General features: G+C 73.2%; 9 protein-coding genes. 2 read left to right on the forward strand and 7 right to left on the reverse strand.

From position 1 onward, the window contains the following. Positions 1-2 precede the first annotated feature (2 nt). The gene (locus ABZ865_RS08760) at positions 3-2,423 is read right to left on the reverse strand and encodes a SpoIIE family protein phosphatase (RefSeq protein ID WP_361226036.1); all 2,421 of its coding nucleotides are present in this window, start codon (positions 2,421-2,423) and stop codon (positions 3-5) included. 163 nt (positions 2,424-2,586) lie between these two features. On the opposite strand from ABZ865_RS08760, the gene ABZ865_RS08765 reads away from it, so the two are divergent. Both ABZ865_RS08765 and ABZ865_RS08770 read left to right on the forward strand, forming a co-directional pair. Continuing rightward, positions 2,587-3,318, forward strand: a complete 732-nt coding sequence (locus ABZ865_RS08765; protein ID WP_361226039.1) for a Sir2 family NAD-dependent protein deacetylase — start codon at positions 2,587-2,589, stop codon at positions 3,316-3,318. After that, complete coding sequence (locus ABZ865_RS08770) at positions 3,315-3,626, forward strand: hypothetical protein (RefSeq protein WP_361226041.1); 312 nt, start codon at positions 3,315-3,317, stop codon at positions 3,624-3,626. The genes ABZ865_RS08765 and ABZ865_RS08770 overlap by 4 nt, the downstream gene beginning before the upstream one ends. A 58-nt stretch (positions 3,627-3,684) precedes the next feature. Here ABZ865_RS08770 and ABZ865_RS08775 read toward each other — a convergent pair whose 3' ends face one another. From ABZ865_RS08775 to ABZ865_RS08800, 6 genes are all read right to left on the reverse strand, one after another. Next, complete coding sequence (locus ABZ865_RS08775; RefSeq protein WP_361226044.1) at positions 3,685-5,115, reverse strand: selenium-binding protein SBP56-related protein; 1,431 nt, start codon at positions 5,113-5,115, stop codon at positions 3,685-3,687. A gap of 238 nt (positions 5,116-5,353) precedes the next feature. After that, positions 5,354-5,836, reverse strand: coding sequence for a methylated-DNA--[protein]-cysteine S-methyltransferase (locus ABZ865_RS08780; protein ID WP_361226047.1), 483 nt, complete (start codon positions 5,834-5,836; stop codon positions 5,354-5,356). A gap of 35 nt (positions 5,837-5,871) precedes the next feature. Further along, on the reverse strand, positions 5,872-7,362 hold the full coding sequence (locus tag ABZ865_RS08785; RefSeq protein ID WP_361226050.1) for an AlkA N-terminal domain-containing protein: 1,491 nt from the start codon (positions 7,360-7,362) through the stop codon (positions 5,872-5,874). 90 nt (positions 7,363-7,452) lie between these two features. After that, a complete protein-coding gene (locus tag ABZ865_RS08790; RefSeq protein ID WP_361226053.1) occupies positions 7,453-9,069 on the reverse strand; it encodes a hypothetical protein in 1,617 nt (538 codons plus the stop codon). Next, a complete protein-coding gene (locus ABZ865_RS08795) occupies positions 9,063-10,628 on the reverse strand; it encodes a serine/threonine-protein kinase (protein ID WP_361226056.1) in 1,566 nt (521 codons plus the stop codon). Before ABZ865_RS08795 ends, ABZ865_RS08790 begins: the two co-directional genes overlap by 7 nt. Further along, positions 10,625-12,385 carry an FHA domain-containing protein gene (locus ABZ865_RS08800; RefSeq protein WP_361226059.1) on the reverse strand — a complete coding sequence of 587 codons (1,761 nt, stop codon included), beginning with the start codon at positions 12,383-12,385 and terminating at the stop codon, positions 10,625-10,627. Before ABZ865_RS08800 ends, ABZ865_RS08795 begins: the two co-directional genes overlap by 4 nt. Positions 12,386-12,464 lie beyond the last annotated feature (79 nt).

Below are 12,464 nucleotides of genomic sequence, written 5' to 3' on the forward strand. Positions count from 1 at the left end.
GGTCATGCGGTCGGCAGGGACTGCTCCGTCCAGACGGTCTTGCCGGCGTGGGTGTAACGGGTGCCCCAGCGCTCCGTGAGCTGCGCGACCAGGAAGAGCCCGCGTCCGCCCTCGTCCGTGCTGCGGGCCCGCCTGAGGTGAGGGGAGGTGTGGCTGGTGTCGGACACCTCGCAGATCAGGCACTGCGTACGGATCAGGCGCAGCGTGACGGGGCCCTGCGCGTACCGGTAGGCGTTGGTGACGAGCTCGCTGGCGACCAGCTCGGTGGTGAAGGCCAGCTCCTCCAGCCCCCATTCGGTCAGTTTCGCCGTGGCCAGCTCCCTCGCACGGGCAGCGGCGGTCGCTTCCAGGGGCAGCTGCCACGAGGCGACGTTCTCCGGCGGCAGCACCCGGGTACGGGCGATGAGCAGCGCGATGTCGTCGGCGGGAACGTGGCCGACGGGCAGCAGTGCGTCGATCGCGGCGTGGCAGGTGTGGTCCAGCGGATCGGTGGAGCGGGCGAGACACGCGCTCAGGTTGTCCAGGGCGGCGTCGATGTCGCCGCTGCGCGCCTCCAGGAGGCCGTTGGTGTAGAGCGCGAGCAGGCTGCCCTCGGGGAGGTCGAGGTCGTACGTTTCGAACGGCAGTCCGCCCAGCCCGAGCGGTGGCCCCGCGGGCGGGTCGAGCACGGTCACCTCGCCGTCCGGGGTGGCCACCAGGGGTGCCGGGTGGCCGGCGCGGGCCAGGGAGCAGTGCCGGGAGACCGGGTCGTAGACCGCGTAGAGACAGGTGGCGCCGAGCACCTGCTCGACCGCCGAGCCGTTGCCGTCGGCGTTCGCCTCCAGCTCGGTGGCCAGCAGACTGACGAGATCGTCCAGCCGGGCCATCACCTCGTCGGGTTCGAGGTCGAGGCTGGCCAGGGTGCGCACGGCGGCCCGCAGGCGGCCCATCGAGGCCGCGGCGTGGATCCCGTGGCCGACGACGTCCCCCACGACGAGGGCGACCCGGGCTCCCGACAACGGGATCACGTCGAACCAGTCACCGCCGATACCCGGTTCGCCGCTCGCCGGGAGGTACCGGCAGGCCACCTCGACGGCCGGCAGGTCGGTCGCCGCGCTCGGCAGCAGGCTGCGCTGGAGCGTGAGCGCGGCGCTCTGCTGCTGGGTGAAGCGGCGCGCGTTGTCGATGCAGACGGCCGCACGCGAGGAGATCTCCTGGGCCACCGCGGCGTCGTCGTCCTCGAAGGGCTCGGAATGGCGCGATCGCCACAGGCTCACCACGCCCAGTACGCGGCCGCGCGCCACGAGGGGCACCGCGATCAGCGAATGAACGCCGAGCCCCGCGGCGACCTCGATCCGTCGCCGGTCCATGGCGTACCACTCGGGGCGCAGAGACAGCTGCCGATCGAGAATCGTGCGCCGTTCGGCCAGGCACCGCGCCTGTGCGGACTCCGGGAGGAGCGGGACCACCTCGCCCTCGTGGAACGGTATCCGGCGCTCCGGGGGCGCGAGGGCCACGCGGAGCAGCGGACCTGATACACCGGAGGGCGGTTCGTCACCCAGCGTCACCGGTTTCAGGAGGTCCACGGAGCAGTGGTCGGCCAGGCCGTCGACGGCCACCTCGGCCAGTTCCCGGGCCGTCCGCATCACGTCCAGTGAGTTTCCGACCCGGGTGCTCGCCTCGTTCAGCAGGGCGAGCCTGCGCTGGGCCCGGTAACGGTCGGTCACGTCCTCGATCGTCTCGGCCACGCCGAGAACCCGGCCCGAGGGGTCCTCCATCCGGAACGCGGAGACGGACACGATGCGCTCCCGGCCGGGATCGTGGCGTGCCCGGGCGGACTGCTCGGTGAAGACCAACGGCTCGCCGGTCTCCAGGACGTGCCGTACCCGCTCATCGGCGGGACCCGCGTCCTCGTCGACCATGAATTCCCGGGGGTGACGGCCCACCGGCGCCTCGGCCGGGACGCCGCTCGCCTTTTCGACCGCGCGGTTGACCCGGAGCACTCTCCTGTCCGGGCCGTAGGTGACCAGACCGATCGGGGACCGGCGGTAGAGGCCGTCCAGCAGCGCACGGTCCCGCTGCCAGGCGATGACCTCCTCGGCAGGGGCGCCGACCAGGATCCACTCCCGGCCGTCCCCGCCCCGGGTGACCGCACGGGCGCGGACACCCAGCTCCACACGCCGTCCGTCGCGGTGCCGTACGGGCAGGACGCCGAACCAGCCCCCCGTCCTCACGGCATCCACGACGACGGACCGCGCGGCAGGCCGATCACGGGCGTCGAGCAGAACGTCCCGCCACGCCCGCCCGATCGCCTCCTTGGCCGTATAGCCCAGCAGCTCCTCTGCGCGTGCACTCCAGCCGACCACCGTGCCGTGATCGTCGAACACGGCCGAGGCGGCGTGTCCGAGAGCGAACGGATCCTCCGGACTCTCACTGAAAAGCATCGACGGCGTCCCCATCAGCCACCACCTTGCATCCGTGACTTCGATGGTCCTCCCCCGGGTGTCCGTCCGCGACTCCCCGTTCCCCCGGCCCGGCGGGTCCCCACCCCGACGGCGCCCCGAATATCCGTTCGCCCCACAGGGGCAGGCGTCCTACGCTCGGCCCATGACCAAGCCCCTCGTCGCGATCCTCAGCGGCGCCGGTATCTCCACCGACTCCGGCATCCCCGACTACCGCGGTCCGAACGGGCTGTGGCGGCGGGACCCCGAGGCCGAGAAGCTCGTGACGTACGAGTACTACATGGGCGATCCCGAGATCCGGCGCAGGTCATGGCAGATGCGGCGCAAGAACCGCACGCTGAAGGCCGAGCCGAACGCCGCGCACCTCGCCATCGCCGAGCTCGAGAAGTCCGGGATCCCCGTACGGGTGATCACCCAGAACGTGGACGGCCTCCACCAGCTCGCCGGCATGCCCGACCGCAAGGTGCTCGAGCTGCACGGCACCGCACGCAGCGTGGTGTGCACCAAGTGCCACGCCCGCGGGCCGATGGAGGACGCGCTCGCCCGGGTCGAGGCCGGCGAGGAGGATCCGCCCTGTCTGGAGTGCGGCGGGATCCTGAAATCGGCGACCGTGATGTTCGGCCAGCGGCTCGACCCCGTCGTCCTCGGCGAGGCCCTCGCCATCACCAAGGCCTGCACCCTCTTCATCGCCGTCGGCTCCAGCCTCCAGGTCCAGCCCGCCGCGGGCCTCGCCGGCGTCGCCGCCGACAACGGCGCCCGCCTGATCATCGTCAACGCCGAACCGACGCCGTACGACGACCGCGCCGACGAGGTCGTTCGGGAACCGATCGGCACGGCGCTGCCCGAGCTACTTCGTCGACTGGACGGCGATAGATGACCCGCCCTTCCGACCCGCACAGCGACCGCGGCGGCCTCCGCCTGGTCCTCGCCGTACCACTGATCCTGCTCACCCTCATCGCCGCGTACTTCTGCCGGACCGCCCTGACCATCCGCCCGTCAGGCTCCTGGGACGACGACGCCTACGCCGGCATCGTCCTGTCCTGTGTCCTCACCATCGGGGCTGCCGGTGCGACGACGGGCTTGTGGCTGCTGCCGTCGGTGCGGCGGGTCATGGGGTGGGCGTGGGTGGTGCCTGCCGTGGTGCTCGGGGTTGTGGCGGGCGTGCGATGGGGCTTGGGCGGCTAGGGACCACTACCGCGTGCTGCTGCGCAGGGTCAGCGCCGAGAGCACCCGCTAGCCTCGGTCAGCGGCGGTAGCAGTACGAATCAGAGGAGGCGTCGCCGCCTTGGAGGCGGGTCTGGTGCACGCTCAGGCCGAGGAAGTCCAGGCCGTGCGGGAAGAAGTGGCTGTCGACGGAGAGCCCGCCGTGTGAGGTGTCGGCGTCGAGTTTGACCATCCACGGGTCGATGCCCGCGGGATAGAACTGTGCGTCCCAGGCGGCGTACAGGGAATTCGTCAGGTACACGCGCCGTCCGTCGCGGCTGAGCTCGACCATCTGGGCTCCGCCCGTCAGCGGAGTGTCCGGCTCGGCGGGGTGCGGCCGGCTGCCGACGATGCCGCCGAGACGCACGGACGCGGTCTGCCGGGGATGGAACGGGTCGCTCACGTCGTACTGGAGCAGGTCGCCGGTTCCCCAGGCGGATACGTACAGCCACTGGTCGTCCACCGACAGGTCGATGTCGGTGATCAACGGGGGCACGGCGCCGAACGGCTGCAGAGCCGGGGGCAGGTCCTCCGTTCGCGCGGGCTCGGCCTCGACGGTGATCACCTTGCGGACGACGAAGTCCTCGCCCTCCCGGTTCCACAACCACACCGACGCCGACAGGTTCTCCACGTCGACCACGGTGTTGGTGAATCCCCACGTGGCCTCGGGGTCGTGCGCGGGGCGCAGTTCCAGCACCATCTGGTTCTCGTCTCCGAGATCGACGCGCTGCAGATGCCGGCCGGAGTCCAGCTCCCAGAAGTGCAGTGAGTGGCCGTACCGGCGATCCAGAAGCAGTTCGGGGACGAGGCCGTCCTCGATCATCGAGGGGGTCCCCCACTCGCTGGTCACAGCGATGTTCTGGCGCAGATGCCACCAGAGGTCGTAGGCGAGCCGCTGCGGTCCGCGGTCACTCTCCCAGGCGCGGAGCACGTCGAAGCTCTCGTGGTCCAGCAGCGCGACGCCACCGGGCCCGTCCGCTCCGTCCGCGCCGCCCAGGCAGGAGAGGAACATTCCGTCGGGACCACAGTGGAGTGTGTGCGGACGCGAGTATCCGGCCTTGGCGGCCAGCTCCTCGGGCTCGATCACCTTGACCAGGCGCGGGTGGGCGGGATCGGGGCCGGTGTCGAAGACGTGCAGCCGGGAGGAGCGCAGTCCTGGGACGATGAGGTAGCGCCGCGCGGCGTGATGATGACCGGCATGCGCCAGCGCGCTCGAGCAGGCGTTCCAGCCGAAGTGGTGCAGTTCGTTGCCCGGGTCGGGCAGCTCGGCCTGGGAGGTCACACGGCCGTATTCGGGGGATTCGGGGTCGGTGCCGACGGTGAACAACGCGTCCGCGCGCTGTGCGGTCGGGTCGAAACCGACGACATAGGCGAGCTTCTCCGGGGGCGCGGCGACGGCGTCCGCAGGGGTGCGGTACAAGGTGGGGTCACCGTGCTCGCCGCTGTCGTGAGCGTGATCGGTCGTCGTCATGGCTGTTCCTTCTCCCGAACGGAAGTCCGGAACCAGGGGACTCCCGACAGGCAGCCGGCCTCACCCGTTCGAGATCGATGTGCAGATGCCGGACATTTGAGCCCTGGAGTCAGCGTTTCACAGCCCCGAAGCACTGCCAACGCGGCAGCGTGAAGGCGCGGGGCCGCCTCAGTGTGCGGCGCGTCTCCGGCAGGTCTCCGGCACGCCCGGGAGCGGCGGCGCGGGACGGCGTAGGACGCTAGAACAGGGCCGTTCCCCGTTCGAAGTCCAGCAGGCGGCGCTTGCGGTCCAGGCCGCCGCCGTAGCCGGTGAGGTCGCCGCTCGCGCCGATGACGCGGTGGCAGGGGACGATGATGCCGATCGGGTTCTTGCCGTTGGCGAGGCCGACCGCGCGGGAGGCCTTGGGGTTGCCGAGGGCGTCGGCGAGTTCGCCGTAGGAGCGGGTCTCGCCGTACGGGATGCGGGTCAGCTGCTCCCAGACGCTGCGCTGGAACGGGGTTCCGTCCAGGCGCAGTTCGAGGGTGAACTCCTTCAACTCGCCCGCGAAGTAGGCCGACAACTGTTCTTCGGCCTCGGCGAAGGGGGTGTCGTCGAGCCCGCCGAAGGTCTCCTCGGCCGGCCGGTGGCGCTGGTCGGTCATGTAGAGGCCGCACAGGACGCCGTCGTCGGCGACGAGGGTGAGCGGGCCGTAGGGGCTGTCGATGACGGTGTGCTGCTTCATCACGAAGATCCTCTCGAACGTCCTCTCGAACGTCCTTACACGGGCAGGAAGTTGATCGGGTGGCTGTCGGTCGCCCACAGGTACTGGACCGCGTAGGCCCGCCAGGGGCGCCAGGCCTCGGCGCGGGCGGTGAGCGCGGCCGGGGTGGCGGGCAGGCCCAACTCCCCTGCGGCGCGCCGGATTCCGAGGTCGGTGGCGAGGAAGGCGTCGGGGTCGCCGAGGGCGCGCATGGCGATGACGTCGACCGTCCAGGGGCCGAAGCCGGGCAGGTCGAGGAGGCGCGCGCGGGCTTCCGCCCAGTCGGACTCCACGCCCAGGTGGAGGGTGCCGTCGGCGAGTTGGCGGACGAGGGTGGTGAAGGTGGTGCGCCGGGTGCGGGGCATGGCGAGGGTCTCGGGGTCCACGGCGGCCAGTGCCTCGGGGGACGGGAACAGGTGGGTGAGGCCGCCCTCGGAGTCGTCCAGGGGCTTGCCGTGGGCCGTGACCAGGCGGGCCGCGTGGGTGCGGGCGGCGGCCGTGGAGACCTGCTGCCCGAGTACCGCCCGTACGGCGAACTCGGCTTCGTCGACCGTGCGCGGCACCCGGCGGCCCGGGGCCTTGTCGACCAGGGGCGCGAGGAACGGGTCCGTGCGCAAGTGGTCGTCGACCGCGACGGGGTCGGCGTCCAGGTCGAGCATGCGCCTGCAGCGGCTGATGGCCACGGTCAGGTCGCGCAGGTCACTCAGGGTGAGGCGGCAGGCGATGTGGTCGGGTTTCGGGGTGAGGGCGACGATTCCGTGTCCGTACGGCAGGCGCAGCGTGCGCCGGTACGCGCCGTCCCGCCACTCCTCGACGCCGGGTACGGCCGTGGCGGCCAGGTGGCCGAAGAGGTTGTCGGGGTTCAGCGGGGCGCGGAACGGCAGTCGCAGCGCGAGGGTTCCGGAGGTGCTGCCCCCGGTACTCGCCCTGTTCTTCGGCACCCTGGAGCGCAGCTCGCTCGGGGACAGGGCGAAGACCTCGCGGACCGTGTCGTTAAAGGTGCGGATGGAGGAGAAGCCGGCCGCGAAGGCGATCTCCGCCATGGGCAGCGGGGTCGTCTCGACGAGGAGGCGGGCGGTCTCGGCGCGCTGGGCGCGGGCGAGCGCGAGGGGGCCGGCGCCCAGCTCGGCGAGCAGTTGCCGCTCCACCTGCCGGGTGCTGTAGCCGAGCCGGGAGGCGAGTCCGGGTACGCCCTCGCGGTCCACGACGCCGTCGGCGATCAGCCGCATGGCCCGGGCCACCAGGTCGGCGCGCTGGTTCCACTCCGGGGAGCCGGGGCTGGTGTCCGGGCGGCAGCGCTTGCAGGCCCGGAAACCGGCCTGCTGGCAGGCGGCGGCGCTCGGGTAGAACGTCATGTTCTCGGGCTTGGGCGGTACGACCGGGCAGCTGGGCCGGCAGTAGATGCGGGTGGTCAGGACGGCCGTGAAGAACCACCCGTCGAACCGTGCGTCCTTGGACTGCACGGCGCGTACGCAGTGCTCCCGGTCGAGGTGCATCCCTGTCTGCATGCGTCCAGGATCGGCCACCGCGGGGGCCGTTCGCTGGCGAGAATCCGACACGTACCTGGGGGTGGCCAGGGCCCCGGTGAAGGCCGCCCCTCAGGGGCAGGCGTAGCTGAAGGTCGCCTTCGCCTCCCTCGGGGACCGCTGGTGCGCGATCAGCAGCCGGGCGGTGCCCCGGAAGCGGCCGGGACCGCGGACGGTCCAGCGCAGGTGCACCGTGAGCCGGCGCTCACCTCGGTGGGCGGTGCGGACCAGCTCGCCCGAGGTCTGGCCGTCCCCGCGCAGCCACTGGTAGGTGACCGGGCCGCCGTGGCCGTCGGTGGTGACGACACCGACCATGTCGGCGGTCTGACCGCAGTGCAACGTCCCCGCGGGGGCCTGGACCTGGACGGCGACGACCGCGGGCGCGGAGCCGGGGCGCAGCAGCAGCCAGAGCAGGATCGCGGCTGTCGCCACGACAGCCGTGGTGATGATCCAGCCCCGGCGTCTGCGGCGCGGGCGCTGCTGTGCGGGTACCGCGGCTTCCGTGCGCCACTGGGCACACAGGGCGTCCTGCTCGTCGACGGGAACCCCGGGCCCGAAGCGGAGCAGGATCTCGCCGGAGTCTTCACCGGCCGGTGCCGTGGGTGAGGTGACACGGTTGCGCTTGCCGAGGACGGTGGCCTGGGCGTCCGGCGCGGCACGCTGGGCGCGGCCGGGCGTGGTGAGCTGATCGGCGGCGGCTGAGGAGTGCGCGGCGGCCCGCTGGTCCGGGGCCGCCGTGCCGGGGGCGGGGGCGGCGGCAGGGCGTTCGGTGGGGTGTTCGGTGGGGGCCGCTGTGGTCGGTGCCGGGCGGCGGTCCTCGGGTGGGGCGGGGCGCTCGGGGGCGGCTTCGGCGCGGTCTGCCGGTGCCGTCGGCCCTTGGTCGGACTGCCCTTGGGTGAATTCCGGGGTCGACGCCGCCACCGCCGCCCGCAGTGCCGTACGGCGCAGGAAGTCCGCCGGGAGTGCCGCGCGCCCGGCCACCAGCGCGGCCCGGGCCGCCGCCAGCCCCTCGGACTCGGCGGTGGCGGAGCAGTGGGCGAAGAGGTCCGCCGCGGGGGTTCCGGCCTGCGCCCAGGCGGTGCCGAGGGTGCGGGCCAGGGCGGCCCAGGCGGCGATGTCGGCTGCCTGGCGGTCGGCCCGCGGCGCGTCGCCCAGCACCGAGCCCAGCCCCGCCTCGGTCAGCAGGGCGACGCCGTCCGGGGCGAGGACCACGGTGTCCGGGTCGAGCGAGCCGTGGGTCAGGCCCGCCGTGTGCAGGGCCAGCAGGGTCTGTGCGGTCTCGTTGAGGACGCTCGCCACGCTGCCCGCGTCCGGTCGGGGGCCGTCGGCGGACAGGACGTCGGCGAGCACGGGGGCCGGCGGTCGGGCCGTGAGCAGCCAGACCTCGCCGGCTTCGGCCACGAGGTCGACCGTGCCGAGCAGCCCGGGCAGCCGGAGTTTCGCCGTGGCGAGCACCACGGCCGCCAGGCGCTCGCGCGTGCCCTCGGGCCCGAGCAGGGCCGGGTCGATGCGCAGCGCGCCGAGCACGGGCTCGCCGGGAGGGTCCGGGAGCAGGGCGTGCCAGGTGCCGAAGCGTGTGTCCCGTGACCAGCCGGACAGGGGCCGGCCGGCCACTGTGGTGGCTGTGGTCATGTCGATCCGTTCTCGTCGGACGATGTTCAGGCCGGTGTTCAGGCCGGTGTTCAGCACGGCGGGGCGTCCAGGGAGGCCGTCTGGGGGCCGTCGGCGGCCGCCGGATCGCTGCTGAGCGTGACGTCCCAGGTCCCCCGGCAGGGGTGGTTGGAGAAGTCCGCCTCGAAGGTCAGGTCGTAGCGGGTGCTCCCGGACAGGGGCTGGGACTGGGAGCCGTACGGGTCGGCGGGTGTGTCGACGTAGTAGTTCGCGGTGACGGTCAGCGGACCGGTGCCGGTCGTCTCGACGGTCACCGCCGCGACGAGCGTGCCCGGCTTCTGCCCGCGCTGCCACGAGCCGATGGTGATGGTGATCGTGCCGGGGCCAGCCGCGCTGGGGGACGCGCCGGTCGGGGTGCCGGACGGTGCCGTCGTCTCCGTGGACGGTGTGGGCGAGGACGGCGGGCTGTCCGAGGGAGTGGCCGAGGGTGTGGTGTCGGTCGTGGGCGGGAGGCTGCTCGGCGAGGTGGACGGGGAGGGCGAAGCACCGGGTGTCGTGGGCGAGTCGACCGGTGTCGGGGTCGAACTCGCCACCGTCGTCGCCGTCTCGTGCGGGCGGCCCGTCGCGTACGTCGCCCCGCCCGTGACGACCACCAGCGCGGCCACCGCGCCGGTCGCCGCCTTCCATCCGCCGCGCTTCAGCCGGCCCAGCAGGGTCAGCGCGCTGGCCGAGCCTTCGAGCGTCGCGGTCGTGGTGAACGGGAACAACAGGGCGAGCAGAGAGGCGAGTTCGGCCAGCCGACGCCGGCCGCGCTCCTCCCAGCCCGCGCCGTAGCCCTCCGTGGCGGACCGTTCCAGGTCGGCGAGGAACGCCTCGACGCCGGGCCGGTCCGCCGGGTCCTTCGCCAGGCCCGCGCGCAGCAGCCCGCGCACCGGCGCGGGTACGTCGTCCAGCGGGGCGGGTGCGCGCAGGTGCTGCAGGCGCAGCGCGGTCAGGTCGTCGCCGGGGAACGGACGCCGTCCGGTCAGGCACTCGAAGAACACCACGGACGCCGCGTACACGTCGGCGGCCGGGCCGGCAGCCTCCCCGTTCCACTGCTCGGGCGCCATGTAGGCGGGGGTGCCGGCGGCCTCGGTCTCCCGGCCGCTGCGTACCGCGATGCCGAAGTCGGCCAGCGCGCTGGTGCCGTCGGCGCGGACCAGGACGTTCTCCGGCTTGTAGTCGCGGTGCACGACCCCGGCCGCATGGGCCGCGCCCAGCCCGAGCAGGGAGCCCTTGAGCAGGACGAGCGCGGCCTCGGGGCCGGTCGCCCCGTGCCGGCGCAGCAGGTGGCGCAGGCTGACGCCGTCCACCGCCTCCATCACGATCGCGGCTCCGGCGCGTGCCTCGACGTACTCGTACAGCCGTACCACGCACGGGTGCCGCAGCTCGCCGAGCAGCCGGGCCTCGGCCCGGAAGCGGGCGAGGAACTCCCGGTCCGCGCGCAGGCGTTCACTCAGGTACTTGACCGCGACGGGCACGCCGGTCGCGGTGTGCCGGGCGAGGACGACCCGGCCTCCGGCCCCCTCGCCGAGCGTGCGGACGGCTTCGAAGCCGGGTACGGCCCAGCCGTCGTCGGTGTGCGTGTCCTCGGTCATGCCGTCCCCTCCACGGGCGCGGTGAGCCCGCCGCCCGGTGCCATGTCCTGCGCGTCCCGCCGGCGCCGTACCCGGCGCAGCAGCCAGCGCACGGGCGCGGACCACACCGGGAACGCCACCAGGGCGACCACGGCCGCCTCGATCACCGTCGTCCACGGCTCGGCCAGCCGGCCTTCGAGCAGATCGCCGATCCGGGAGCGCCAGGCCAGCAGGGCGAGGGCGAGGAAGCCGTAGGTGCCCACGACGACCGCGAGGCCGTAGGCGGCCATGCCCGCCTGGCGCGGCCCCGGCCGGTTGCCCGCGCGCAGGTCGCGCCACAGGCCCGTACGGAAGTAGGCACTGGCCTCCTCGCGCAGCCGGGGCACGCGCAGGGCGTCGGTCAGCGCCTGGTAACCGTCCAGCGGCATCAGCGGGTTGAAGTTGTAGAGGGTGTTCAGGTAGAGGCCGAAGGCGAGGTGGTAGAGGACGGCCGAGGCGGGTCCGGCGGGCAGCAGGGCCGCGCCGCCGGCGCACCAGCCGGCCAGCGCCGCCGTGGACAGCGGCCCCGACAGGGCCACCACGACCCGTGACCAGCGGGTGCCGAACCACATGTCGCTGGTGTCCACGAACGCGAACGGCATGCCCATCATCAGCAGGAACCCGCCGCGCCGGACCTTGCGGCCGTACGACTTCACGGCCAGCGCGTGCGTCAGCTCGTGGACGAGCAGGGCCGTCACGTATCCGGCGACGAGCAGGACCGGGCCCCACACGCCCGCACCGCCGAAGTCCAGCAGGTGCTGCCGGTGCTGGGCGGCGAAGAACGCGACGAGGCCACCGGCCACCGACAGCCAGGCCAGCAGCACCCCGGCCCGGGTGAACAGCCGCCAGCCGAAAGCCTGGTAGAGCCGGGTCACCAGCCGGTCGAGGCCGGGGACGGACACCTCCAGCTTGAGCAGCGCCCGGTACACGGCACGCGCCGCCCGGCGCCAGCCTTTCGGCCGTTCCTCCTCCGGCCTGCCGGGCAGACCGCGCAGCAGGCCGGCGTCCGCGAACGCGGCCAGCGCGGACTCGATGCGGGGCAGGGCGAGTTCGCCGTAGCGCTCGGCGTAGGCGAACAGCAGGTCCCGTACGGTGTTCTCGCCGTCGACCGCGTGCCACAGGAAGACCTGGCGCTCGTCCAGTTCCAGATAGCGGCCGGTGCGGGTGCTGCTGAGCACCCAGCGGGGTGCGCCGCGTTCGGTGGGAATCTGCTTGAGGGCCCAGCCCGAACGGCGGCGGGGGCGTGCGGTGAGCGGACCGCCCGCCTCCGGGGCCTCCTCTTCCTGTGCGGCGGTGGGCAGTTGGGTCAGCTGGGTGCCGACGACCATCGTGCGGGAGCCGATCCGGGCGTCGCGGGGCTGCTCGAACACCAGGCGTACGTCGCCCACGGACAGCTCGGTGCCGTCGGCCAGCTGGGCGGCTCCGCCGTGCAGGTCGACGCCGGCGACCGCGGTGCCGTTGAAGGAGTCCAGGTCCTCGATCCGGAAGCCCTCGGCGGTGCGGACGACACGGGCGTGGCGGCGAGAGACGCTGCCGTCGGACAGGATCACGTCGTTGTCCTCGCCCCGGCCCAGCGTGGTGACGGGGCCGGTCAGCGGGACGAGCAGCGTGGGGTCGTCGAGGCCGCGCAGTTGGGGCGCGGTGTACGACGTCGGCGCGGCACCCCGGCGCGGGGTGCCGCAGTGCAGGCAGTACGGGAAGTCGCGCCGCAGGTGGACGCGGCAGACATGGCAGAGCATGCGGTGGCTCAGCCCGCCCCGGAACCGCTGGCGAACGTTCCGCCGTCGAAGCCTGCGTCGCCTTCCGCGGCGGGGCCGG

Origin of the sequence: Streptomyces sp. NPDC047085 (assembly GCF_040643735.1) — a bacterium.
Taxonomy (GTDB): Bacteria; Actinomycetota; Actinomycetes; order Streptomycetales; family Streptomycetaceae; genus Streptomyces.

Excerpts from the sequence above, each read along its gene's own strand:
- ABZ865_RS08770 (WP_361226041.1), top strand. The coding sequence starts at position 3,315 with ATGACCCGCCCTTCCGACCCGCACAGCGACCGCGGCGGCCTCCGCCTG.
- ABZ865_RS08775 (WP_361226044.1), bottom strand. The coding sequence starts at position 5,115 with ATGACGACGACCGATCACGCTCACGACAGCGGCGAGCACGGTGACCCC.
- ABZ865_RS08760 (WP_361226036.1), bottom strand. The coding sequence starts at position 2,423 with ATGCTTTTCAGTGAGAGTCCGGAGGATCCGTTCGCTCTCGGACACGCC.
- ABZ865_RS08785 (WP_361226050.1), bottom strand. The coding sequence starts at position 7,362 with ATGCAGACAGGGATGCACCTCGACCGGGAGCACTGCGTACGCGCCGTG.
- ABZ865_RS08780 (WP_361226047.1), bottom strand. The coding sequence starts at position 5,836 with ATGAAGCAGCACACCGTCATCGACAGCCCCTACGGCCCGCTCACCCTC.
- ABZ865_RS08800 (WP_361226059.1), bottom strand. The coding sequence starts at position 12,385 with ATGCTCTGCCATGTCTGCCGCGTCCACCTGCGGCGCGACTTCCCGTAC.
- ABZ865_RS08795 (WP_361226056.1), bottom strand. The coding sequence starts at position 10,628 with ATGACCGAGGACACGCACACCGACGACGGCTGGGCCGTACCCGGCTTC.
- ABZ865_RS08765 (WP_361226039.1), top strand. The coding sequence starts at position 2,587 with ATGACCAAGCCCCTCGTCGCGATCCTCAGCGGCGCCGGTATCTCCACC.